At 52.7% G+C, this 25,859-nt stretch carries 18 protein-coding genes and 1 tRNA gene; 14 read left to right on the forward strand and 5 right to left on the reverse strand.

Annotated elements, in window-relative coordinates; all coding sequences use genetic code 11:
* Nucleotides 1-59: 59 nt before the first annotated feature.
* Nucleotides 60-290: a hypothetical protein gene (locus tag LWL52_RS17705; RefSeq protein WP_242922601.1), complete on the reverse strand. Its 231-nt coding sequence runs from the start codon at nt 288-290 to the stop codon at nt 60-62.
* A 193-nt stretch (nt 291-483) separates the two neighbouring features.
* Between LWL52_RS17705 and purL the strand changes: the two genes are divergently transcribed.
* The 6 genes from purL to LWL52_RS17735 all read left to right on the forward strand — a co-directional run bounded on the left by purL (nt 484) and on the right by LWL52_RS17735 (nt 6,990).
* Nucleotides 484-2,700: a phosphoribosylformylglycinamidine synthase subunit PurL gene (gene purL, locus LWL52_RS17710; protein WP_242922611.1), complete on the forward strand. Its 2,217-nt coding sequence runs from the start codon at nt 484-486 to the stop codon at nt 2,698-2,700.
* A gap of 107 nt (nt 2,701-2,807) precedes the next feature.
* Nucleotides 2,808-2,880: transfer RNA gene (locus LWL52_RS17715), tRNA-Gln, on the forward strand.
* A 155-nt stretch (nt 2,881-3,035) separates the two neighbouring features.
* Complete coding sequence (locus tag LWL52_RS17720) at nt 3,036-3,965, forward strand: ribose-phosphate pyrophosphokinase (protein WP_242922613.1); 930 nt, start codon at nt 3,036-3,038, stop codon at nt 3,963-3,965.
* 121 nt (nt 3,966-4,086) lie between these two features.
* Nucleotides 4,087-4,671, forward strand: a complete 585-nt coding sequence (locus LWL52_RS17725) for a 50S ribosomal protein L25/general stress protein Ctc (RefSeq protein WP_242922615.1) — start codon at nt 4,087-4,089, stop codon at nt 4,669-4,671.
* A gap of 268 nt (nt 4,672-4,939) precedes the next feature.
* Nucleotides 4,940-5,503, forward strand: coding sequence for an aminoacyl-tRNA hydrolase (gene pth / locus LWL52_RS17730; RefSeq protein ID WP_242923816.1), 564 nt, complete (start codon nt 4,940-4,942; stop codon nt 5,501-5,503).
* A 227-nt stretch (nt 5,504-5,730) separates the two neighbouring features.
* Entirely contained in the window at nt 5,731-6,990 is a 1,260-nt protein-coding gene (locus LWL52_RS17735; protein ID WP_242922617.1) for an MDR family MFS transporter, read from the forward strand.
* Between the two features lie 166 nt (nt 6,991-7,156).
* Here the strand turns inward: LWL52_RS17735 and metG are convergent, their stop codons facing one another.
* Complete coding sequence (gene metG / locus LWL52_RS17740; protein WP_242922625.1) at nt 7,157-9,196, reverse strand: methionine--tRNA ligase; 2,040 nt, start codon at nt 9,194-9,196, stop codon at nt 7,157-7,159.
* 228 nt (nt 9,197-9,424) lie between these two features.
* Here metG and LWL52_RS17745 point away from each other — a divergent pair, with 228 nt between their 5' ends.
* Nucleotides 9,425-9,649, forward strand: coding sequence for a hypothetical protein (locus tag LWL52_RS17745; protein ID WP_242922627.1), 225 nt, complete (start codon nt 9,425-9,427; stop codon nt 9,647-9,649).
* A 137-nt stretch (nt 9,650-9,786) separates the two neighbouring features.
* On the opposite strand, the gene LWL52_RS17750 is transcribed toward LWL52_RS17745, so the two are convergent.
* A complete protein-coding gene (locus LWL52_RS17750; protein WP_242922629.1) occupies nt 9,787-10,053 on the reverse strand; it encodes a hypothetical protein in 267 nt (88 codons plus the stop codon).
* Between the two features lie 389 nt (nt 10,054-10,442).
* On the opposite strand from LWL52_RS17750, the gene typA reads away from it, so the two are divergent.
* The 5 genes from typA (at nt 10,443) to LWL52_RS17775 (ending at nt 18,831) form a co-directional block, all read left to right on the forward strand.
* Nucleotides 10,443-12,248, forward strand: coding sequence for a translational GTPase TypA (typA, locus tag LWL52_RS17755; RefSeq protein WP_242922639.1), 1,806 nt, complete (start codon nt 10,443-10,445; stop codon nt 12,246-12,248).
* Nucleotides 12,249-12,502: 254 nt separating this feature from the next.
* On the forward strand, nt 12,503-13,678 hold the full coding sequence (locus tag LWL52_RS17760; protein WP_242922641.1) for an OmpA family protein: 1,176 nt from the start codon (nt 12,503-12,505) through the stop codon (nt 13,676-13,678).
* Nucleotides 13,679-13,982: 304 nt separating this feature from the next.
* On the forward strand, nt 13,983-15,197 hold the full coding sequence (locus LWL52_RS17765; protein ID WP_242922643.1) for an OmpA family protein: 1,215 nt from the start codon (nt 13,983-13,985) through the stop codon (nt 15,195-15,197).
* Between the two features lie 194 nt (nt 15,198-15,391).
* Nucleotides 15,392-17,731 (forward strand): TonB-dependent receptor, encoded by a 2,340-nt coding sequence (locus LWL52_RS17770; protein WP_242922645.1) that lies wholly within the window; start codon nt 15,392-15,394, stop codon nt 17,729-17,731.
* Complete coding sequence (locus LWL52_RS17775; RefSeq protein WP_242922647.1) at nt 17,731-18,831, forward strand: PepSY-associated TM helix domain-containing protein; 1,101 nt, start codon at nt 17,731-17,733, stop codon at nt 18,829-18,831. Before LWL52_RS17770 ends, LWL52_RS17775 begins: the two co-directional genes overlap by 1 nt.
* 177 nt (nt 18,832-19,008) lie before the next feature.
* Here the strand turns inward: LWL52_RS17775 and LWL52_RS17780 are convergent, their stop codons facing one another.
* Nucleotides 19,009-21,495, reverse strand: a complete 2,487-nt coding sequence (locus LWL52_RS17780; RefSeq protein ID WP_242922649.1) for a DUF5686 and carboxypeptidase-like regulatory domain-containing protein — start codon at nt 21,493-21,495, stop codon at nt 19,009-19,011.
* A gap of 333 nt (nt 21,496-21,828) precedes the next feature.
* Between LWL52_RS17780 and LWL52_RS17785 the strand changes: the two genes are divergently transcribed.
* Both LWL52_RS17785 and LWL52_RS17790 read left to right on the forward strand, forming a co-directional pair.
* The gene (locus LWL52_RS17785) at nt 21,829-23,427 is read left to right on the forward strand and encodes a hypothetical protein (RefSeq protein WP_242922651.1); all 1,599 of its coding nucleotides are present in this window, start codon (nt 21,829-21,831) and stop codon (nt 23,425-23,427) included.
* 46 nt (nt 23,428-23,473) lie between these two features.
* Nucleotides 23,474-25,099, forward strand: coding sequence for a hypothetical protein (locus tag LWL52_RS17790; protein ID WP_242922653.1), 1,626 nt, complete (start codon nt 23,474-23,476; stop codon nt 25,097-25,099).
* A gap of 100 nt (nt 25,100-25,199) precedes the next feature.
* On the opposite strand, the gene LWL52_RS17795 is transcribed toward LWL52_RS17790, so the two are convergent.
* The gene (locus tag LWL52_RS17795; protein WP_242922655.1) at nt 25,200-25,835 is read right to left on the reverse strand and encodes a peroxiredoxin; all 636 of its coding nucleotides are present in this window, start codon (nt 25,833-25,835) and stop codon (nt 25,200-25,202) included.
* Nucleotides 25,836-25,859: the final 24 nt, after the last annotated feature.

A 25,859-nucleotide genomic window follows, 5' to 3' on the forward strand; every position in this document is an offset into this window, starting at 1 on the left:
ATAAATATAATAAATTTAACTATTCATCACAATCACACCGGCACGAATTAACAGGCCTTTCACAGGCTTTTCAGCATCTCGATCTGCTCGTCGTTCAGCAGAATATAGCGGTTGTTAAAGGGGTTGGCGTAAAACTTCTCGGCTATCACATACTCACCGGATTTCAGCTTGTGTATGTTATAACTAAACAAGCTGTTAGAGCGCTCAATTACCAGTTCGGTGGCGCTCAGGTCTACCTGCTGCCCGCAGGTGGTGGTCACAATCTCAGAATTGGTGGCTGTTACTGGCATAGAAATTTATAAGGTGTTGGCATTTCTTTACGCATAAACCTGCTGCAAGTGACAGTGTTAAAGTATAAAACACGACAAAGTTTTCCACAACGGCTGTTGTTATACCTGGTACAAGCTTAAAAACCAGCGCATGGGCTGTACCTTATGGTATTAATTCCTACTTTTGCACATCCGTTACCAAAGCCAGACAAACGTGGAACAACAACTCACTACTGTAGAAACTGCCCGGAAGCTCGGCCTTCTGGAAGAGGAATTTGAACGCATCACCCAAATATTAGGGCGCACCCCCAACTTTACCGAACTAAGTATCTTCTCGGTGATGTGGTCGGAACACTGCTCTTATAAGAACTCCATTGTCTGGCTTAAAACGCTCCCGAAGTCCTCGCCCCGTATCCTGGCCGAGGCTGGCGAAGAAAACGCCGGTCTGGTAGATATTGGCGACGGGTATGCCTGCAGCTTTAAAATAGAATCGCACAACCACCCGTCGGCCATCGAGCCCTACCAGGGCGCCGCAACCGGTGTGGGCGGCATTAACCGCGATATCTTTACCATGGGTGCCCGCCCGATCGCGCAGCTTAACTCGCTTCGATTCGGCAACCCGCAATCCGAGAAAACACAGCGCCTGCTAAGAGGCGTAGTAAAAGGCATTGGCGATTATGGCAATGCCTTCGGTATCCCAACCGTTGGCGGCGAGCTGTTCTTTGACGAGTGCTACAACATCAACCCGCTGGTAAATGCGTTTTCGGCCGGTATCGTAAAAGTTGGCGAAACGGCTTCTGCCACGTCTTATGGTGCAGGCAACCCGGTATTCATCGTGGGCTCTGCCACTGGTAAAGACGGCATCCATGGCGCTGCGTTCGCGTCGAAAGATATTACCGAAGATTCGGCCAAAGACCTGCCATCGGTGCAGGTAGGTGATCCGTTCCAGGAAAAACTATTGCTCGAGGCAACGCTCGAGATCATCCGCTCCGGCGCCGTGATCGGTATGCAGGACATGGGCGCTGCCGGCATTACCTGCTCTACTTCCGAGATGAGCGCCAAAGGCGAGCACGGCATGGATATCTGGCTGGACAAAGTACCGACCCGCCAGAAAAACATGGTGCCCTTCGAGATCCTGTTATCAGAAAGCCAGGAGCGTATGCTGATCGTGATGAAGAAAGGCGAAGAGCAAACTATAAAAGCTATCTGCGACAAGTGGGATTTGTACTGCGAGCAGATCGGCGTAGTAACTGAGGGCGGCCAGTTAAGATATTATCAGAACGGCGAGTTAGTAGCCGAAGTACCGGCACACGACCTGGTACTGGGCGGCGGCGCGCCGGTATACCACCGCGAATACCGCGAGCCGGCCTACTTTGCCGAAGCCAAGAAATTCAACATCGACCAGGTACAGGAGCCGGAAGATTACCAGGCTGTAGCCGAGTTCCTGGCCACGCACCCTAACATCGCTTCCAAGCGCTGGGTATACCGCCAGTATGACTCCATGGTAGGCACAGCCACCATGAGCACCAATTTACCAGCCGATGCGGCCGTTGTTAAAGTAAAAGGCACCGACAAATCGATTGTAGTAACAGTAGACTGCAACAGCCGCTACGTGCATGCCGACCCGGAGCAGGGATGCGCCATTGCTGTGGCCGAAGCTGCCCGCAACATAGTTTGCGCCGGCGGCGAACCGGTAGCCATTACCAACTGCCTTAACTTTGGCAACCCTTACATACCCGAAGTATACTGGCAGTTTGTGGGCGCTATCAAAGGCATGGGCAAAGCCTGCAACGCCTTCGGCACGCCGGTAACAGGTGGTAACGTAAGTTTCTACAACCAGTCCTCCGACGAAGGGCCCGTATTCCCAACGCCAACCATCGGCATGCTGGGTATCATGGAGAAAAAGGACAACCAGATGACCCTAGCCTTCCAGCAGGCCGGCGATGCGATTTACCTGGTGGGCAATGCGCAGAACGATATAGCCTCTTCCGAATACCTCTACTCCTACCACAACGTGAAGCTTTCGCCGGCGCCATACTTTAATATGGACGAGGAAGTGAAGCTGCAGGCGGCGGTAAAAGAACTTATCACCAAAAAGCTGGTGCGCTCGGCGCACGACGTGGCCGATGGCGGTTTATACATTACCTTATTAGAGGCAGCCATGCCGCTGGAGCTGGGTTTTGACATCGAAACAGATAAAAATTTCAGAAAAGATGCGTTTTTATTTGGCGAGAGCCAGGGCCGCGTGGTGGTATCGGTTTCGCCGGACCAGCAAGCTGCTTTTGAGAAATCGCTTCAAAATAACAGCGTGAATTTCACAAAATTAGGTGTGGTAACCCGCCACGACTGCCATATCGACGGTGCGCTTTTCCATGGCATTACGGTTGCAAAAAAACACTATGACACGGCGCTAGAGCAGATTTTAGACTAAATTTTTTAAATTATTTTTCAGCAATTGTTTGCAGTTTAAAATCGTCTCTCTATCTTTGCATCACCGAAAGGCGAAGGGGCTTCCACCCAGTAGTTAAGTAGGTACTCTGTCCGATGGTGTAACTGGCAACACGTCTGATTTTGGTTCAGAAGAGTCCAGGTTCGAGCCCTGGTCGGACAACATAAAAAAGAACAATCACCCGCATGGGTATTGTTCTTTTTTTGTTTTAAGGCCCCGTGTAACTAATTAAAAATCAGAAAAATGTGGTGCCGGGTACGCATAATTTTGGTAGCTTTGCAGGCATAATTACCTAAATCCTCAACTTTAGCATCCTTATGCCGCAGGTTAAAATTTTCTCGGGTTCTGCCTCTCAGTATCTGGCTGAAAAAATAGCAGCCGCTTATGGCACCAAACTGGGCGACCTGACAATCTCCCGCTTCAGCGACGGTGAAATAGGCGTTCATTACAACGAATCTGTTCGCGGGGCCGAAGTTTTTATTGTGCTCTCCACGTTTCCGCCGGCCGACAACCTGATGGAGCTCATGCTGCTGGTTGATGCGGCCAAACGGGCTTCGGCACACAAAGTATGCGTGGTGGTGCCTTACTACGGTTATGCCCGCCAGGACAGAAAAGACAAGCCCCGTGTGGCTATCGGCTCCAAGGTGGTAGCAAACGCGATCCAGTCGGTAGGCACCGACCGCCTGATGACCTGCGACCTGCACGCCGGCCAGATCCAGGGTTTCTTTGACATTCCGGTAGATCATTTGGATGGCTCTGCTATCTTTGTGCCCTACCTGCGCAGCCTCAACCTGGGCGCCGACCTGATCTTCGCTTCGCCTGATGTGGGCGGCGTGGTGAGAACAAGATCGTTTGCCAAGAACTTTGGCGCTGAAATGGTTGTTTGCGACAAACACCGCAAACGCGCCAACGAGATCGCCTCGATGCAGGTGATCGGCGATGTGGAAGGCATGGACGTGGTGCTGGTGGACGACATGGTGGATACAGCCGGTACGATCACCAAAGCTGCCGAGCTGTTAAAAGACAAAGGCGCAAAATCGGTGCGGGCCATTGCCACCCACCCGATCCTTTCGGGACCGGCTTACGAGCGCATTCAGAACTCAGTGCTCGAAGAGTTGGTAGTGTCTGATACCATACCGCTAAAGCAGCAGTGCGATAAAATAAAGGTGCTGTCTTTTGCAGACCTGTTCGCCCGGGCTATTAACAACGTGGTTACCCACGAGTCGATCAGCTCGCTGTTTATTTAATTACGTTTTTCGTTACCCGTTGCTCGTTTTTCGAAAAGAAGGCGAACAACGACAAACGAAGAACGATCAACGAAAAAGGCTATACTTTTGTAGCGATATATATTTTTAACAAACATTTTTTATGCAAACATTAGAGATTATAGGGTTTAAAAGAGCAAATCTCGGTAAGCAGCAATCCAAAGAGCTGCGCAATGAGTCTTTTGTACCAGGCGTATTGTATGGTGGTGGAGAGCAAGTGCACTTCTACTCGCCTGCTATCCTGTTCAGAGACTTGGTTTATTCGCCAGAAGTATACGAAGTTGACCTCAACATCGAAGGCACCCACTACAGAGCCATTCTGCAGGATGTGCAATTCCACCCGGTAAACGAGGTGTTGCTGCACGTAGACTTCCTGCAACTGCACGATGACAAAGAAGTGAGAATGGATATCCCGGTTAAAATGGTAGGCGTATCGCCTGGTGTTTTGGCTGGTGGTAAGCTGGTAACAAAACTGCGCAAACTGAAAGTGAAAGCGCTTCCAGCTAACCTGCCTGATTTTGTAGAAGTTGATATCACTGACCTTGAACTGGGTAAGTCTATCAAAGTTAGCAAGATCAAAACAGGTAACTACGAGATCCTGACTAACCCATTGGCGCCAGTAGCAACTGTTACTATTCCGCGTGCCCTTAAGAGCGCACAGACGGAAGAAGCCCGTGGCAAGAAATAAGCTTCCGCTTATACTGTCTAAACAAGATCCTGTTCTGCCATGTGGCAGGGCAGGATTTTTTGTTTCAAATATTTAGGACACAGGATACAAGATGCAAGACACAAGACTTGTTATACCTTTGAAGCGACAATAGGGCAAATGCTTTAGCGGATAATTTTCAATCATTATCCTGCATCTTATGTCCAGCGTCTTGTGCCTAAAAAATATGTTCAATCTCCTTAAAACGTGGCTGGGGCTCGCTGCTCCGGCTACTTCCGAAGATACAAGTATGAAATACCTGATTGTGGGCCTCGGCAACATAGGCCCCGAATACGCTGAAACGCGCCACAACATAGGCTTTATGGTGCTCGATTACCTGTCCGGTAAGTATGAGGGCCATTTTGAGGTGAGCCGCCATGCCTTTGTAACCGAGATCAAGAGCAAGGGCCGTACCTATGTGCTGGTAAAACCTACCACCTACATGAACCTGAGCGGAAAAGCCGTGGGCCACTACCTAAACACGCTGAAAATTCCGGCCGAGCAAATGCTGGTGATCACCGACGACATTGCTCTGCCGTTTGGCAAGATCCGCATCCGCGCCAAAGGCAGCGCCGGCGGCCACAACGGCCTGAAGCATATTGAAGAAACGCTGGGCCATAACAATTACCCGCGCCTGCGCTTTGGCGTGGGAGACGCTTTCCATAAGGGCAAGCAGGTAGATTATGTGCTTAGCAAATTCAGCGCCGACGAGCAGATTGACCTGCAAACCCTGATCGAGAAAGCGGCAGATGCAGCACTCGCCTTTGGTACCATTGGCCTGGAGCGCACCATGAACCAGTTCAACACCAAGTAAAGCAAAAAGAGACGCAAAGTATAGCGTCTCTTTTTGCATCCGGCGGTCTGTATATCTATCCTGGCGAAGTATACATATAAATACAGGAGCATCATTATCCCGGTGAGCTACCCGCGGCTGCGGCACTCCGGGTTTATACTTTGTAATTTACTTTTCCGTCAGCGACAGCAAAACTTTCCTCCCGAAAGTATACTTTTGCCTTTACGCCATACTTTGACACCACAGCTATGAAACGCTTTTTCCTCCTCTACCGCAATGCCTTTGGCGGCTTGTCCAAGCCCGCCTGGATGATGTCGGTGGTGATGCTCATTAACCGCAGCGGCTCCATGGTAACGCCTTTCCTGGGCGTATACATGACCGAGACCCTCGGGTATGGGTTGCGCGAGGCAGGCATTGTGCTCAGCATTTACGGGCTGGGTTCGGTATGTGGTTCGCTGCTGGGTGGCTGGCTCACCGATAAGATCGGGCATTTTAAGGTGCAGCTCATCAGCCTGGTGCTGGGCGGCAGTTTATACTTTGTGCTGGTAAACCTGGAGCGTTTCGGGTACCTGGCAGCGGGCATTTTTGTCCTTAGCCTGGTAAACGACATGCTGCGCCCCGCCAACTCGGCCTCCATCGCCTCCTATGCTAAACCCGAAAACGTAACGCGCGCCTTCTCGCTCAACCGCATGGCCATTAACCTAGGCTTTTCCATCGGCCCGGCGTTAGGTGGCCTGCTGGCCGCTATCTCGTTCCGGTGGCTGTTTATTGCCGATGGCGTTACTTGCATCGCAGCCGGCTTCTTTTTCTTTTTATACTTCCGCAACAAACAGGGCCACCATCCCAGACATCTACCAAAAGACACAACAGCTCACCCGCCTGTGCTGCCCGCTTACAAGGACTATACTTTCCTGCTGTTTGTGGGCTTCTGCTGCTGTTTTGCCATTATCTTTTTCCAGCTGTTCTCCACCCTACCGCTGTATTACCGCCAGGTCTACGTGTTGCCCGAAAGCCGCATCGGGGTGCTGATGGGCATCAACGGCATGGTTGTTTTCCTGCTCGAAATGATCACCGTATACCTGCTCGGCGACAAGGTGCGCAAAGATGTGCTGGTAACGGTTGGGGTGCTTATACTTGGTTTCTCCTTTGTGCTGCTCAACCTGGTGCAGCATATCAGCGTGCTGTACCTGGCTATGCTGCTCTTAAGTATAGCCGAGATCTGCGCCATGCCGTTTATGGCCACCATTACCGTGGAGCGCTCCAACGACCGGAACCGCGGCGCCTACATGGGCCTGTATACCATTGCGTATTCGGCGGCCCACGTAGTGGCGCCGTTCCTAGGCACAAGCATTGTGGCGGCGTATGGCTTTGCCACGCTCTGGTGGGCAATGGGAGGCTTTGCTGTTGTTTCGGCCGTTGGCTTATACCTGGTAGTGCGGCAGATGGAACGCCAACGGCACCAGCAGCAAATGGCAGCAACAGCGGCCCAGGCGCTTACAACCGGCTAACCTCTGCTGCTTTTTAAAACCTGACCAACAGTGCCAATGCCTCCCGGAAACGGCGAAGCCAGGTAGCGGCTACCAGCAAGTATACCGGCCATTATCCGGAGTAGTATAAAACAGAAAAGCCCCTGCCTTATACAGACAGGGGCTTTTTGCTATTACAAAATATACGTTAGCTGACGCCGCTGCCATTCACTACCTGCTTGCCGGGCTGTATAAAAGCCAGCGAGCCGTCGGCGTTCTCGGCCATCAGGATCATGCCCTGGCTGGTGATGCCTTTGATATCGCGGGGCGCCAGGTTAACAAGTATACTTACCTGCTGGCCGATGACCTCTTCGGGGCTGAAGAACTCGGCAATGCCGCTCACCACTGTGCGCTTGTCCAGGCCTGTATCGATCGTTAGTTTCAGGAGCTTTTTGGTTTTGGCTACTTTCTCAGCTTCCAGGATCGTGCCGATGCGGATGTCCATTTTACTGAAATCCTCGAAGGTGATATCATCTTTGGCCGGCTCTACGGTAGCGTTCGCCAGCACGTTGGCCGTTTTGGTGTCCAGCAGTTTTTGTACCTGCGCGTCCACAGCCGCATCTTCCACCTTCTCGAACAGCAGTTCCGGTTTGCCCGTCATGTGGCCTGCCGGCAGCAGGTCGGCAGCGCCGGCATCCGCCCACATGCCCGGGTTCATACCTAACATGCTGCGCAGCTTGCCAGCAGACTGTGGCAGAAATGGCTCCATCAGGATAGCCAGGCTGCCGGAGATCTGCAGCGCAATATTCATAATGGTTTTTACCCGCTCCGGGTCTGTTTTGATGAGTTTCCAGGGCTCTGTATCGGCCAGGTACTTGTTGCCCAGGCGCGCCAGGTTCATCAGTTCCCCCAGGGCATCACGGAAGCGGTAGCGCTCAATATAGGTCGCAATCACCATTGGCATGCCTTCCAGCACGCCCAGCACTTCTTTGTCATAGTCGTACAGCTCGCCGCGGGCCGGCACCTGGCCCTCGTAGTATTTCTGGGTAAGCACCACGGCCCGGTTGATGAAGTTACCAAGTATGGCCAGCAGCTCGTTGTTATTGCGGGCCTGGTAGTCTTTCCAGGTAAAGTCGTTGTCTTTGGTTTCGGGCATGTTGGCAGCCAGCACATAGCGCAGCACATCAGCCTTGCCCGGGAAATCCTCCATATACTCGTGCAGCCACACCGCCCAGTTGCGGGAGGTGGAGATCTTGTCGCCTTCCAGGTTCAGGAACTCGTTGGCCGGCACATTGTCCGGAAGTATAAAATCGCCGTGTGCCTTGAGCATACTTGGGAAAATGATGCAGTGGAACACGATATTGTCTTTGCCGATAAAGTGCACCAGCTTGGTTTCCGGGTCTTTCCAGTATTTCTCCCAATCCTCGGTCAGGGCTTTGGTCGCGGAAATGTAGCCGATCGGCGCATCGAACCACACATAGAGTACCTTACCTTCAGCGCCTGGCAGCGGCACCGGCACGCCCCAATCCAGGTCGCGGGTTACGGCGCGGGGCTGCAGGCCCTGGTCTATCCAGCTTTTGCACTGCCCGTATACATTCGGTTTCCAGTCCGATTTATGCCCTTCCACGATCCACTCGCGCAGCCACTGCTCATACTCGTTCAGGGGCAGGTACCAGTGCTTTGTTTCGCGCAGCACCGGTTTGAGTCCGCTTAGGGTACTTTTCGGGTTGATCAGATCAGTGGCATTGAGCGAGGAGCCGCAGTTTTCGCACTGGTCGCCATAGGCATTCTCGTTGCCGCAGCGCGGGCAGGTGCCAGTAATATAACGGTCGGCCAGGAACTGCTGCGCGCCTTCGTCATAATACTGCTGCGTGGTCTGCTCAATAAATTTGCCCTCGTTGTAAAGCTTCAGGAAAAAGTCTGACGCCGTTTCGGCATGTATTTTAGAGGAGGTGCGGTCGTATACATCAAACGACACGTTAAATTCGGCAAACGATCGTTTGATCAGCTCATGGTATTTGTCCACGGCCTGCTGAGGCGTGATGCCTTCTTTTTTGGCGCGGATAGTGATAGGCACCCCATGCTCGTCGGAGCCGCAGATAAACTTCACGTCCCGGTTTTGCAGGCGCAGGTAGCGCACGTAGATATCAGCAGGCAGGTATACCCCGGCCAGGTGCCCGATATGCACGGGGCCATTGGCGTAAGGCAAAGCAGCTGTAACAGTATAACGTTTCGGATTTGTCGTCATGTCTAAGATTAAAATACAAATATACGAAAGCCGAATGGATTGCCCTGCCGCTAATCGCGCAAAATGCCATCAGCCAGGTTTACCCACGGCAGCTATTTTCGTAAGTATAAACCGGTTTGCCCGGTTACAGCGGCAAACGCACGGAAAAAGAAGCCCGGAAGCTGCCGCCATACCTGCGGTACAGCTCTCGGATCAGCAATTCACCCTTCAATCAAAAAGGAGAAGCACATGAAAAATAAAGATAATTTCAGAACCCGCCGCGAAGATGGCGATGAGTTGGGAGAGCGAGGAGAAAATCAGAAAATCACGAAGAACCCTGCCCCCGAAAATGCGGACCAGGAATCGGACACGACCCCGCCCGACCACGAAGTATACGTAGACCTGGAGCCGGACGAATTGCACCTGGACGAGGAGCCACTGGATGTAACCGCTCCGGACGAAAATGACAAATAGTTTCGCTAAAAGCCACCGCCCTGCCCCGGTTAGCCGGGGCAGGGCGGTGGCTTTATAGCAAGTATAAAGGCAGCAAGTATAAAAGGTATTCGGTCAACACGCGCTATGCGCCTGCTTTTATATTTGCCAGCGCCTGCTTAGTCGTTTTTGCCATACATAAAATCATACCCCACCTGCGTCAGCATCAGGCCATCGGGTGCCGGGTTCACAAAGCCTTCTTTGGTGAGGTGATGCTCGGCCTCTTTCTGCACATCCTTATACTTGGGGTAATGCTCCTGCAGGTAAGGATAAAGCTGCTGGTAAGACAAGGTGCCGCCTTCCGGTACCTGCATGGCTTTGAAAGCCGCGATGATGCACTGCGTTAAATTCTCAATATTATCTGCTTCTGAATGTAGTTCTGGCATAACGTTAAACTTTTGGTGTGAAGTTTAAGTACGGCTGCCGTTCCGGTATTGTTAAGCGCCGCCGCCCCACGTGGCAGGTATAATGTGGATTAATAGCCGCCGCCGGCGCAGTTGGCAACCAATTTCTGGCAAAGCCTTTTCAAAACGAACCGGGGTCTTTTTGCAGCCAGAATTTAATGCAATTTCCGGAAGGTACTACGCCGGTTTGAAGGCCCGCGCAATTTTCCTAATACCTTATGAAACAAAGCCTAGCAACTTTATGTTGCCTTTCTAGCCCGCGCTTCTGCCGGCCGTAAATAAATTAATACAACCATAACCTGTTTATTTCGAGCGGACTAGTGAAAATCTAAACCCTTTTCAGTATTTTTGCACCTCGAAAAACCTATTCAATGCAAAACATTCGAAATATTGCGATTATCGCACACGTAGACCACGGTAAAACAACACTCGTGGACAAGATCATCCATGCTTCCAAGCTATTCGCTGACCACCAGCACTTTGATGACCTGATACTGGACAACAACGACCTGGAGCGCGAACGAGGCATCACGATCGTTTCTAAAAACGTGTCGGTTCGTTACAAAGGTGTAAAGATCAACGTTATTGACACGCCTGGTCACGCCGACTTCGGCGGTGAAGTGGAGCGCGTTCTGAAGATGGCCGATGGCGTACTGCTTTTAGTAGACGCTTTTGAAGGTGCCATGCCCCAGACCCGTTTCGTATTGGGCAAAGCCATCCAGTTGGGCCTTAAGCCGATTGTGGTGGTAAACAAAGTGGATAAAGACAACTGCCGCCCTGATGAGGTGCACGAGCAGGTATTTGACCTGATGTTTAACCTGGAAGCTACTGAAGACCAGCTGGACTTTACAACGCTTTATGGTTCTTCTAAACAGGGCTGGATGAGCACCGACTGGACCAAGCCAACTGACAACATCACGCCATTGCTGGATGCCATCATCGATGTGATCCCACCGGCGCCATACTTAGATGGCACGCCGCAGATGCAGATCACCTCGCTCGACTATTCTTCATTCGTAGGTCGTATCGCTATCGGTCGTGTGCACCGCGGCACCCTGAAAGAAGGTATGCCGATCAGCTTGTGCAAAGCCGACGGATCAATTAAAAAAGGAAAGATTGCCGAGCTGCAGATTTTTGAAGGCCTGGGCCGCAAGAACGTAGCCGAAGTATCAGCAGGCGAGATCTGCGCTGTAACTGGTATAGAAGGATTTGACATTGGCGACACCATTGCCGATGCTGTGAACCCGGAGCCGTTAAAGCGTATCTCTATTGATGAGCCAACTATGAACATGCTCTTCACGATCAACAACTCTCCTTTCTTCGGCAAAGAGGGCAAGTTCGTGACATCACGCCACCTGCGTGACCGCCTGTTCAAGGAAACTGAGAAAAACCTGGCCCTGCGCGTACAGGAAACTGATCGTGAAGATACCTTCCTGGTATTCGGTCGTGGTATCCTGCACTTGTCTGTACTGATCGAGACCATGCGCCGCGAAGGCTATGAGTTGCAGGTAGGCCAGCCACAGGTAATTTATAAAGAAATTGACGGTGTGCGTTGCGAGCCGATCGAGCACATGGTAGTGGACGTACCCGAAGAAACAGCCGGTAAGGTTATTGAACTGGTAACACAGCGCAAAGGCGAACTGACCATCATGGAGCCAAAGGGAGACCTGCAGCACCTGGAGTTCAACATCCCGGCGCGTGGCCTGATTGGTCTGCGTAACAACGTACTGACCGCTACTGCCGGTGAGGCCATCATGAACCACCGCTTCAGCCGTTACGAGCCATACAAAGGCACCATCCCTGGCCGTATCAACGGTTCTATCATTTCGATGGAAACAGGTCCGGGCACGGCTTACTCTATTGATAAGCTGCAGGACCGTGGTTTCTTCTTCGTAGATCCGGGCGTGGATGTATACATGGGCCAGGTAATTGGCGAGCACAGCCGCCAGAACGACATCACAGTGAACATTCAGAAAGGTAAGAAGCTGACCAACATGCGTGCTTCAGGTTCTGACAACAACGTGAAGATCGCCCCGGCCAAGCATTTCTCGCTGGAGGAAGCCATGGAATACATCCAGAAAGACGAATTGCTGGAAGTAACGCCAAAGAGCATCCGTATGCGTAAGATCTACCTCGACGAGAACGAGCGTAACCGCAACTCCAAAGCAGAAGCGTAAGCAATAGACACGCTACAAGTATAAAAAGGCCTGCCGCTGTATAGTGGCAGGCCTTTTTTTGTGCATAATCCAGCGACATGTATAACCCAGGGCGCTACCGGCGTTGTGATCAATGGAAATGAAGTATGGCAAGGCCTCCGGCACTGTCTTTGATTGAAAGGAATCTACGCCGGCACAGCAGATCGTTCCTATTAGCAGGTCCGATTCAGCACCCGAAGTAACCTTATTTACGAAATGTGGTAAGCTACCTTGTTATGTATAAAAGATATCTTTTTATCGGCTGGAGCTCCCTCCTGCTGCTGTTCACGCTGCCTGCCCTGGCACAAACCACCACCGGCAAAAAAGCGACTACAAAGCCAAAAGCCCAACAAACGCAGCCAACCAGCGCTGCAGCAAAAGTCCCGGCAACGGCAGAAACACCGGCCGCCGCAGCCATGCCCTTTGGTAAAGGAGCAGAGTACGGCCTGCTGCAGGCCTGGGCTGGTTATGATTTTACACCCGGCAGTAAAGTGATTTTCGAAGACTACCTGACAGGAGAAGATCAGGGCGAATTTCCGTCGCAGTGGGACCTGATGAGAGGACAGCTGGAAACCGCTACCTATGGCAGCAGCACTGTGCTCAATCTAAAGGAAACCGGCACCATAATCCGGCCGATGATGCTGGAAGAAAAGTGGCTCCCCGGAACCGCTACTATCGAAATGGATGTGCTCTTTGAATCAGCAGCGCCGGGCGTTACCTACAAGCTCTACCTAACGGCCAGTGGCGATAAAAGCAATGAAACGACCAACGGCGACTTTGCAAATCCGATCGAGGTCAGCGCTGCCGGGCTCAAATTCATGACCACCGACTCTACCTCGGCTGAACTGAAAGCGGCCCCTACTAAATTCCAGTGGCGCCATGTGTCTGTCGGGCTCAACAAAAACCAACTCGACGTATACCTGGACCAGTATCACCTGCTCCATCTTACCGGCCTGAAAGGCACGCCTACCGGTTTGCGCATTGCTGTAGAAAAGGTTAAACAACCGAACACGATGGTGCGGAATGTATTTGTGACCGAAGGCAGTAACCCCTTCCCCAGGCAGCTGGCCGCAGACAGCCCTTTTGTGACGTACGGCCTTAAGTTTGACCCTTACAGCGCCACCATGCGCCCCGAATCGGCCGGAACCCTGCAGCGCCTCATCCAGCTGCTGCAAGCCCAGCCGCAACTAAAACTAAGTATAGAAAGCCATACCGGTAGCCTAGGAGACGAGAACTTTAATCTGAAACTCAGCCAGCAGCGGGCGGATGCCGTGAAAGCTTACCTCACCTACCTGGGCATTGCGCCGGAGCGGCTATCGGCCAAAGGCTGGGGCAAAGCCAAACCGCTTGACAAAAGCTCCTCTGAAAAAGCAGAGCAAAACAACAACCGCATCGAGCTTATTAAACTATAAGAACTGCCTGCATTGCAACGCAGCACCGGCGCAGAAACGATGTTTCTGTGCCGGTGCTGTTTTATAGCGATGTCAAAGTATACCGGCTGCCCCGGAACGGTACGGCCTTCCCTCAATTTCTCTCTTGCAGCAACTCTCCTGCATGATCGAACTTTGAAGACGCGCAAGCGCCTCTGGTATTCTCACCCATAACAAGAGGGTTTTTACACGCTATCCTCTTCATATTACTTAACTATTTAAACAATTATTGTAATTATTTAAATAATAATTTTCCTTTACGGCTTCTTCTAGACCTTCTATTCCTATGAAAAAAGCCTTTCTTCTTTTTCCGCTCATCAGCTTATACTTGCTGTGCTCCTTACCTGGACACGCGCAGCTAAATATTGGCCGCAAGCTCCAGAACAAGCTCAACCAGAAAATCGACCAGCAGGTAGACAAAAAAATAGACACTGCGCTGGACAAGCCTTTAAAGGCCGGGGCCGACCGGAAAGAAAACGCCGCGGAGGCTGATGCAGCTGAACCTGGCACAGCGGCCGAGACAGGTGAAAGCAGCAGTCCCCGCGTTTGGACCAAGTATGATTTTGTGCCTGGTAATGATGTGTTGTTTGAAGACAACCTGGCCGGCGAAGAGAACGGCGAGTTTCCCTCTCGTTGGGACCTGGTAGATGGAAATGCCGAAGTGGCAGCCTTTGGCAACGAGAACGTGATAAACCTGGTGTCGAGCGGCACCAGCATCCGGCCCCTGATGAAGAATGTGAATTGGATGCCTGAAACCGCTACCATCGAAATGGATCTCTTCTTCGATTCCGATAATCCCAACGTTGAATACCAGATCTTCCTGCTGGCTGACGACGCCCAGTACACGGAAGAGGTGAACGGAGACTTCCGGAACCCGATCGAAATAGGAGCCGATAGAATGCGCTTCAAAAACTTTGGCTCCACATCGACCGAACTTGAAGCAGCGGGAACCAAGAACCAGTGGCGCCATGTAGCCATAGCCCTTAATAAACGTAGCCTGAAAGTATACCTCGACCAGTACCGCCTCATCAACGTTCCTTCCGTTAGTGGCAAAGCGACCGGCCTGCGGGTAGAGATGCGCAAGAACATCGATGCCAGAACGATGGTGAAGAATGTCTTTATTGCGGAAGGAGGCAAAAAGCTCTACGACCAGGTAATGGCCGACGGCAAAATAGTAACCCACGGCATAAAGTTCGATACGAACAAAGCTGTTATCCGCCCTGAATCTGAGGGAACGCTGCGCAGCATTGTAAAGCTCATGCAGGATCAGGCTGATCTGAAGTTCAGCGTAGAGGGCCACACCGACAGCGATGGCGACGATGCTGCCAATATGAAACTCAGCCAGCAGCGGGCAGATGCTGTGAAAGCATACTTTATAGAGCAGGGAATTGCGGCGGAGCGATTGGTTGCGAAAGGTTGGGGCGAAACAAAACCCCTCAGCCAGAATGCTACTGCCGAATCAAAGGGCCAGAACAGGAGGGTCGAATTTGTAAAACGCTAACTGCCAACTCCCGAAACAACCTACACATCCTCCCGGATGCACCCGAAGCGGTACATCCGGGAGGATGTTGCATTTTATCCTTTTAGTTCCCATGATTGCTTATTTAGAATTAGTTTAAATAAACTTTGGAAGCTTTAAACCTGTCCCTTACTTTTGCGCGTGTAGAATCTTTCTAAATAATATATATACACAATATGCAAAAGCCCTTACTCCTCCTGCTGTTCTTCTGTACGTTTCTTGCTGCCCAGGCACAGGATATAACAGGTACTATCCGGGGAGCCGTAAAAAATGAGAAAGGTAAGCCTGTAGAAATGATCACGGTGGCGCTGGAAGGCACCGTGCTGGGAAGCAATACCAATGCGGCCGGCGAGTTTGAGATATCAAATATAACCCCGGGCAGCTATACTTTGCGCGTAGGCGGCGTAGAATACAACACCCTGAAACTGCCCGTAACGGTGGCAGCCGACCAGGTGGTAACCCTTAACCTGGCGCTGCAGACAAACCAGCAGGCGCTGCGCGAGGTGATCGTGTCGGCCAGCCGTACCGTGGAATCACTGGACGAAACGCCTGCTTCCGTGTATGTGCTCGATGCGCGCACCCTGCAACTGCAATCGCAGATTACCACCAATATTTCGAATGTACTGGCAAACACGGTGCCCGGCCTGGCGCTCAACAGCAACACCACAAGCAACGTGGGCCAAACGCTGCGGGGCCGTAACGTACTGATCATGGTGGACGGCATTCCGCAATCTACTCCCCTTCGTGCCGGCGGCCGCGATGTGCGCACCATCGACCCTGCCGCCATTGAGCGGGTAGAAGTAGTGAAAGGCGCTACAGCGGTGTACGGCAACGGCGCCGACGGCGGCCTGATCAATTACATTACCCGCCAGGCAGACACCAGCAAACCCTTCAGCGCCACCACCTCGGTAGCCGGTACAGGCATGTTGTTCCACAGTGATGATACCTTTGGCGGCCGCATATCGCAGCAGTTCACGGGCAAAATAAAAGCCCTGGATTATGTAGCCAGCGGCACCTACGAGAAAACGGGTGTGCTGAAGGATGGCGAAGGCCAGGTGATCTCGCCGGTTTACGGCCTGGGAGAAACCAGCCAGTATAACGTCTTCGCCAAACTGGGCTATACTTTAAATCCCAACCATCGTGTGGAGGCCATGTATAACTACTTTGGTAGCCGCCAGCAATCGGATTACGTGTTGCAGGAAGGCGTTTATGCCCAATCGCCGAGCATTGGCGTGAAAGGCGAACAACAGGGCCTGAGCGAAGGCACCCGCTATAACCACAACGCGCAGCTGCGCTACACCGGCAAAGACCTGCTGCTGCACACCAACCTGGATCTGAGCGCCTACCTGCAGGACTTTTATACCGTGTATGGCTGGACACCTTACTTCCAGAATGGCGGCCAGTCTACGATCAAATCCGTAAAAAAAGGAGCCAGGCTAAACCTGAACACTCCTGTAAACCTGGGCAACGCCACCATGCAGATCAGCTACGGCGTAGATTACCTCAATGATGTGACCTCGCAGCCTCTGGTGGATGGCCGTACATGGGTACCGGAAATGGACCTCCACAACCTGGCGCCTTATGCGCAGCTACAGCTTAACCTGTTTCAGCACCTGATCGTGAAAGCCGGCTACCGCCACGACAACGTGCGCATTGCTGTGCCCGATTTTCAACAACTGGTACTGGCCAGCGGCACGGGCGGCGAATATGTGAACGGTGGTACCCTGAAGTTTGATGCCAACACCTATAACGTTGGCCTTCGGTATGCCGCGCTCCAGGCATTCAAACCTTTTATCAGCTACTCGCAGGGCTTCTCAATGATCGATGTGGGCCGCTATGTGCGGGGTGCCAAAGAAAATTACATTTCACAAATGGACCTGGAGCCGGTTATTGTAAACAACTACGAAGCGGGCTTTAACAGCAGCATAGGCAAGTTTATGATCAGCGGCGCATACTTTATCAGCACATCCAAACTGGGGGCAAACTTGAAGGCTAACGCAGACAATGTATACGAAATAGAACGGGCGCCTGAGCGCGTGTCCGGTTTCGAGGCCATAGTCGATTTCTTTGCTTCCGATAAACTGACCCTTGGCGCCAGCGCCGCTTACAGCGAAGGCAAAGTAGACCTGGATAACAACGACTCCTATACTGACGCCGTTGACGCTTACCTGAACGGCACCCGCATTCCGCCGTTTAAACTCACCTCGTACCTCACCCTGAAACCGACCCAAAAGCTCCAGTTCAACCTGCAGTGGCTATATTCCGGCGACCGCGATAAATTTGCCAGAAATGCCAAGGGCAGCTACAGCTCCGGAGAAGGTCCGGTAAAAGCATTCAACGTTTTTAACCTGGCGGGCTCTTACCAGGCCACCGAGAAGTTAAGCCTGGACCTGGGCGTAGAGAACCTGCTGGACCAAGCCTATTACCTGCCACAGGCGTACTGGTATGGCCGCAATGATAACTTTACCCGGGCCAACGGCGCCCGCTTTCAGCTGGGTGCGTCATATAAATGGTAATGAAAAAACGGGTAAAAAGGACATTCTTACTCCATCACTGGCTAGGTTTAGTTGCCGGCATCCTGCTGGTGATCATCAGCCTGACAGGGTCGGTGCTTGTTTTTGATGATGCCATTGATGAGGCGGTATTTGCTGACAAAGCCATACTTGCCCACCCGGCCCATCACCTGCGACTGGATGCCTCCGTGGAGCGCGTCCGGCTGCAGTACCCGGGCTGGGATATCCGGGTGCCTGCTTTGCCTGAGGCCCCCGACCAGGCCTTGCGCTACGAGCTACGCCAAAAGCAGCAAAAGAAATGGCTCTTTGTGCATCCCGAAACCGGCGCACAGCTGGCCACTGTCGGCCAGGCGCATCACCGTTTTACCCAACTGCTCCTCGACATCCATTATACCCTGCTGGCGGGCACGCCTGGCAAAGTGCTGGTCATGCTCTGCGGGCTCTCGCTGCTAACACTTACCATTACCGGTTTTATACTTTACCGCCGCGCTATCCTGAAGGTGCTGCTGTTCCGGCAGCATATTTCCCGGAAAAGCCGGCGCAGCTTTTTCTCCAGTCTCCACCGCATCGTAGGGGTGTGGGCGCTGGCGTTTAACCTGCTCATGAGCCTCTCGGGGCTGGTGCTTACCTATAAAGTGCTGGAGAGTGCCCTGAAAGGAGATACTAAAACCATTGCTGTGCCGCCACTGACCGGTTCGGTTGATGCCGCCCTGCACCAGGTGCAGCAGCAATACCCTGATTTCAAGGTTACCTACCTGCGCTTTCCGGTGAATGCCGCGGGCTCCGTGCAGTTGCGTGGCCATTTCCGCTCCGACCCGGCCTACTATGGCACCATTTACAGCAGCATTTCGGCCAACTATAAAACCGGTGCCCTGGAGAAAACTGATTTCGTGCGCGACAAACCCTGGTTTGCACGCATCCCGCTGGTGCTGCAGACGCTGCACATTACGGATTATGCCGGTGTATTTCTTAAAATCCTCTATTCCTTTTTCGGGCTGATGCCGGGCCTGCTTTCCATCTCCGGCTTTGTGATCTGGTACTATCGCCAACAGCGGCAGCCGGAGCCGGCGCAAAAGAGAAGCTTAGGAAAGGTAGCGCGGTAACTACTTCCTTTCAAAAACACCAACTGCCCTTTCGACTGCCAGGGAGGAACCTGGAGAATATACTTTCCGATTGGTTCCCGATTACTCGCTGTCGGCAGAAACCAAAGAAGTGAAATAAAAAAGCCGGAGCCGTAAGTATAAACCTACGGCTCCGGCTTTTTTCACTTTTTATACTTCCTACAGCTTGAACTGCACCGAAACTTTTACGCCGAACTTCTTAGCGCCCGGCTCATCGCGGTAGGTCAGGCGGTGAAACGCATCTACGCGCAGGAAACGGAAGATATTCTCCACCCCATACCCCACTTCCACATAAGGCGTGTTGCCCAGGGATTTGAAGCTGTCCTGGGGCGTACCGTTCAGGCCCACCGGCGAGAGCAGCGCCCTGTTTTCCTCGCTCAGGTGGCCGTACAGGATATTGGAGGAGGCCAGCACGCGCCACTTCAGCTTTTTAATAAGGGGCAGGCGGTTAAACAACAGGCCCTCGAAGTACTGCTCGTAATGCAGGGAGGCATAGGTATCGCTGGCAAACTCAAAGTAGTTCATCAGGTTAAAGGTAGCATCGTAATAAAAAGGCGTCTCGTTGCCCGTATGCACCTCCAGCAGCGGGTAAGGTACCGGCGAAAAGATCTTGCCGGCTTCCAGGTGATAGACGGTATTGCCCAACCTCCCCATCGGGAACTCCTGGTCCACGCCCAGGTCCAGGCGCTGGTAGTTGAGGGTAGCTCCCAAGGCATTGTTCAGGCCAACGGTATACTTCATCTCAAACACCGGCCAGTTGCCATTGCCCAGGCTGATGCGCTCGTTCTCGTTGTGCACAAAAACCTCGTTGTTCGCCACCCGCGTCATAAAGCTCAACTCGGTGGTGGTAAACGATTTGGCCAGTGTGGGTTGCTCCCCCTGCTGCGCTACATAGGCAAAATTATACTGCGGGTCAAAATGGCGGTTGCTCACAGAAAGTCGCTGCGTTACGCCACGCCATACATCGCGCTGCAGGTAGGCGCTGCTGGCTTTTATACTTATAGGGTGGCGCAGGGTGCCAAACCGCGAGAAGCCCATAAAGAAAGGGCTGTTCTGCAGCTTATCCGACATGAGGCCCACCTGCTGCAGGTCTTCGCTGTGGCTCACGCCAACTTCGCTCCAGCGCTTGCGCGACAGGATATACCGCGCCCGGGCGGCATACTTGGTTTTCTGGTCTTGGGTGCCGTAAGCAGCATAGCCGCTCAACTCCCACTTATCACTGAAATCGAAATTGGTTTTGCCGCCCAACTGCAGGCGGTGCCCCTCCACGTTGTTAAAGGCATAGGTATAGGGCCAGGGGCCCCAGCTTACTTTGCCAAACTTTTTATAGCCTGTTCCCAGCACCGTAACCAGGTTGGTGAAGTGCGCCACACGCGGCGTAGCCCGAATTGCATCAATGGTGGTGTATACCTGCTGGTCGGCTACGCTGAGCGAATCATGGCGGTGCTGCTCCCAGAAGGCCTCCTGCTTGCCCTGCGCGCTGGCCAGCAGTTCCAGGGGCTTATCGAAAAAGGCTGCCCGCTGAGGCTGGTTCACCACTACCTCGCGGTACGAGGTGCTCACGTTAGCCAGAATGCCGGGCCGTGATTTGGTAAGGCCCACGATCTTGATGTGCGCACTGGTTTTAGAAGGCAGCCAGGCACCCGCTCCCACGGGCTGCAGCTCCTGCGTCAGGTGTATGCCTTCCACAAAATTGATGTTGGCCGATTTGCTCACCGTTACATCGATCTTACGCAGGGCATAGGCATCGGCCGTTACCCAGATCGTGCCATTAAAGGCCAGGTCCTGCGGCCGTTTCTGCGCAATTTTAAGTTGGTAGCACCAGTCGTCTCCCACATACAGGCTGTCTTCCAGGTCGTAAGTATAATAGGCCTTCCAACCATCGGCAATGGGGCTGATAAAATCTTTCTGCAGCACGCTGACCCAGTTCTGGTAAAAATTATAGTCCTGGTAAGAGCTGCCGATCACCTGCGAGACCAGGCTGCCGTCCTGCAGGCCAATGCCGGTCACTTTAGAGGCTTTGATGATCTCTTTATACTTGCGGGGCTCGCGGTTATAGTAGTAATCCGACAGCGACTCGGACATAAAGAAAGGCAGCATCTTTTTGCCTCCTTCCCCGGCTACATACAGCTGCGAATCCACCAGCGAGGTAATGGCGGCACCCAACACCCCTTTGCCTTTCTTCTGGCCCAGGTTATCAACATCAAACTGCATTTTAGTATAGGCCTCGTACTGGTAAGCGGTGAGCTTGCGCTTGTCGTTGGCACTTTTATGCGCCACCACTTGCCGCATGATGCGCCAGGCCGGGTTTTCGCCCGGCCGGATCACCACTTCCTGCAGCTGTTTGGCACTTGTGCCCAGGGCAAAGTTCAGCTCCTGCACGGCCACGCCTTTTTTCACGGCCATCGCTTTGGGCTGGTAACCCACATAAGAAGCCGTAAGGGAGTCGGGTACGGTGGTGAGCTTTATGTTAAAGGCTCCGTTGATATCGGTGGAAGTGCCGATAGAAGTGTTTTTGATGTAGATGCTGACAAAGGGCAGGGCTTCACCGGTAAGGGCATCGGTTACTTTGCCGGATATCCTGATTTGGGCCTGGGCTACAGAAACCGTCAAGGCTAAAACCAGTAAATATAATAGTTTTTTCACAACCTAAAAAAATTAAGCGTGCAAAGGTACGTTTATTTTTTTATTCCGCTATACTTCCCTTCACATGTTTATAGCCTGTATACTTGCGCTGAGAAAACAGCGGCCTAAAACCCGGCCAGCCACCAAATTAAACCCTCCGGCAGATAGGTTGCGGCCCGCGGCACGGCCGGAAAAGCCCTCCTCCCCTGCGCCTGCTTTGTTGCCCGGCAAACAGCGAGCACCCTCTTTTCCTTCGGTTCTCAGGCCTTTAACCCTGGAGCCGCAGCCATTCACATGAAAACATTATAGGTAATTTACGTTAGATACAACCATAATTTGAACGATGCTCCCTTTATGAAACCCCACTATAGGCACCTGACACTTTTACTGATCACGCTGCTTTTCTCCGGCTGTGTCCGGAAATCCTTCTTTGCCAAAACGCCTGTGGCTGACCCGGCCCTGTACCAAAGGCTGGAAACCGGCCAGGCCACCCCGGATAGTATAACCGTGCAGGCCGGCAAGCATTATACCCGCAGTGGGTTGCATAACCTGGTCTGGGGCAAGCACTACCGTAAAGTATGGGCAGCGCCTGTAAAAGTGGCTGTATTCGATATGGACACGATCAAAGGAGGACTAGAATTTGAGAAACTGGGCGGCGGCTTTCAGACCACCAGCATGACCCTGACAGATAAAAAAGGCAGACAATACGCCCTGCGCACCCTCGACAAGGACCCGGCCACGGTGCTGCCCAAAGTATGGCGTGACACCTTCGTGCTCAACGTATTGCGCGATCAGACCTCGGCTACAAACCCCTATGGCGCCCTGGTGGTACCGCCGCTGGCCGAAGCAGCCGGCATACCGCACTCCACGCCACAATTGGTGTATGTGCGCCCGCATGACAGCGATTTTGGCAAACACGAAGAGCGGTTCAGCGACAGGTTGTTTCTGTTGGAAAACAAGTATGATGATGAAAAAGACATCACGCCTGATCTGGGAAATGCCACCGACATAGACGGCTCCACTACCCTCCTGAACGAGCGCTTCGAAAAAGATGACGTGCACATCGACCAGCTGGCTTTTGCCAAAGCACGGCTCCTGGACATGCTCCTGGGCGACTGGGACCGCCACGAAGGACAGTGGGATTGGGCCGAATACGACCAGAACGGTGAAACCCTCTACCGCCCAATTCCGAAAGACCGCGACAATACCTTTTACCGCTTCCAGGACGGGCTTATTCCGTGGCTCTTTAGTCGAAACTGGGGCATCCGCAAATTTGAATCTTTCCGGAAGGATTTCACAGATGTGAAAGCGCTCACCATCAACTCCTCTTTTATCGACCCGCGAGCCTTACCGGAAGTTACACGGCAGCAGTTCGATTCGCTGGCCCATGAACTGCAAAATAGCCTTACCGACCAGGTAATTGAACAGGCCGTACACCGCTTTCCGGATGCTGTCTTTCAGCAGGTCGGTCCGCAAACCATTCGCGCACTGAAAAGCCGCCGGGATCAGCTTCCCAAAGCAGCCGGAGAGTTTTATGCTATCCTGGCCCGGGAGCCGTTAGTGGTTGGCTCTGACGAGGAGGAGCGCTTTGTGGTAAAGCGCCGCAACGACGAAGACACCGAGGTAACGGTATACCGCAAATCCGATGACAAGGTCATCTTCCATCGCATTTTCCATCGCTCTGAAACAGCGCTGATCTCGCTCTATGGCCTTGCCGGCGATGATGAGTTCGAGGTGAGCGGCAAGGTAAACAAAGGCATAAAAATAAAAATTGTGGGCGGCCGTGGCGAGGATGAAATAAAAGATAGTTCGGATGTAAAAGGCTGCAGCAACAAAACGTGGGTGTATGATACCAGGCGCGGCACAGAACTAGAGGCCGGCCCTACTACCAAAGACAAGCGCACCAAAGATGTGCGCGTAAATGCATTCGACCGAGAGGGCTTTAGCCGGTAAAGAGCCGGCTCTCCCAATCTTTTAACCAGGTATGCGCTTATACTTTATGAGATTACCAAAAAGCTTTCTGCTTATACTAGTGTGGATTGGCGTGTTGCCGGGCTGCAGTGAGCGCTTTCGGCACTCGGTGCAGCAGGTGCCCCCCCCAGCTAATAGCAACTCCGCCACCACCTATACCGACAGCACCATCACCCTGGCTGCCGGCAAGCACTACGACCGCAGCGGCCTGCATACGTTCTTTTACGGCCGCCATTACCGCCCCGCCTGGTATACCCCCGTTACGGTGAAGGTACTGGACCTAGCAACTGCAGAAGGAGGCCTGACGCCCCTGGAACTGGGAGGCAGCCGCCAGTCCATCAGCCTGCGGCTGCAAAACCCCGCAGGCGTGGAATATGTGCTGCGCTCCATCGACAAGGAACCTGCCAGCCTGCTGCCCGAGAGTTTACAACAAAGCTACCTGGCCAACATTGTCCGCGATGCTACCAGCGCCACCCATCCGTTTGCCGCCCTGGTAGTACCGCACCTGGCAGAGGCCATCCATATTTACCATACCAGTCCGGAACTGGTGTATGTGCCCCACGACCCACGCCTGGGCAGGTTCCTGCCTAATATAGGCGGTACCCTGGCCCTGCTGGAGCGCCGCCCGGACGGGGACCAGACAGACAACCCACAAATGGGAAATGCCCGCAAAGTGGTAAGCACCCGCTCGGCCCTCGAAGAGCGCCTGACCGACAACGATGCCAATTTTGATGCCCGCTTTTACTTGCGCTGCCGCCTGCTGGACATGCTGCTCGGCGATTGGAGCCGCCACGAAGACAACTGGCGCTGGGCCAAACAGCAGCAAGACAAAAAAGGGGCTACCTACCGCGCCATTCCCCGCGACCGCGATAATGTGTTTTATAAATTAAACGATGCCCCTGTTCCCTGGCTGTTCATGTTCATGGGCCTTAAACCACATTTCCAGACCTATAAACCCCGCATTAGCGCAGAAAACCTTGAAGATTTGAACCACAGCGCCCGTAACCTGGATAACCTGATCCTGGCAAAGCTGGCCTGGCAGGACTGGCAGGAAGTAGCCGACAGCGTGCAGCAGGAACTGACAGATGCCGTGGTGGAACAGGCATTCCGGGCCATGCCCGACACCATATACCAGCTTACGGCTGCGCCGCTGATAGCCACATTCAAAACCCGGCGCAATAACCTGCAGCACCTTGCCCGCACCTACTACACCATCCTGGCCGAAAATGTGCAGGCCGTAGGTACCGACAAGCATGAAGTGTTCGAGCTAAATGTACTTTCCGGGAAAGAGGTAACCTTGCAGGTCTTTAAAGCAGACAAAGACGGGAAGACAAAAAAGGCGCTGTGGCAGCGCACGTTTTATGCCAATGAAACCGATGTACTGGAGCTTTACGGGCTGGACGGCAACGACCGGTTTATTGTGACCGGCTCCGTAAAGCCAGCGATCAAAATAAAAGTATGGGGAGGCGCCGGCCAGGACACCTACCAAGTGCACGGCCAGGGCAGCAAACTCTCCAAAGCCGTCCGTATCAACGACTCTAAGTACCGCAACACCTTCGATGTGGACAAGCATACTGCCATCGACATTGACGATGATATTCCGGCCCAGAAATTTGATGCCCACGGCTGGCTGCTTCGTTACTACCTTAATTAAATGGTTCCGGGTAACTGCTACGAACCGGAATCCATAGGTGCCAAAAACAAAAAGGCCCCGGCAAATGCCGGGGCCTTTTTGTTTTATAAGGAGGTTATACTTAGTGGCTTTTAGCAGCCAGGTAGTTGGAAACACCTTCTTTTGTAGCCTGCATGGCCTCTTTGCCTTCTTCCCAGTTAGCCGGGCATACTTCACCGTTCTTCTCGAAGTACTGCAGGGCATCTACCATACGCAGTGCCTCGTCAATAGAGCGGCCAAGCGGCATATCGTTTACTACCTGGTGGCGCACCACACCTTCTTTGTCGATGAGGAACAGGCCACGGTAAGCAACCGGATCGCCTACAAAGATCATCTCGCCTTCGTCGTTATACTCGTAATGGCCAGCCAGCACGTCGTAGTTAGAAGAGATCGTTTTAGAGGCATCGGCTACCAACGGGTAGTTTACACCTTCAATGCCGCCCTGGTTCTGCGGGGTGTTCAGCCAGGCAAAGTGCGAGAAATGCGTGTCTGTAGAGCAACCTACCACGGCAACGTTCTTGCGCTCAAAATCGGCCATTCTTTCCTGGAAAGCAATGATCTCTGTCGGGCACACAAACGTGAAGTCCATTGGCCAGAAGAAAAAGACCACGTGCTTGTTGCCAATATATTGTTCTAATGAAAAGTCTTCTACAAACTCACCTTCAACTACTGCTGTTGCTTTAAAAGCCGGTGCTTTTTTACCTACTAAAACTGCCATTTTTAAATCGTTTATTTAGTTAAA

This window comes from Pontibacter liquoris (genome assembly GCF_022758235.1).
In the GTDB taxonomy this organism is placed as follows: domain Bacteria; phylum Bacteroidota; class Bacteroidia; order Cytophagales; family Hymenobacteraceae; genus Pontibacter; species Pontibacter liquoris.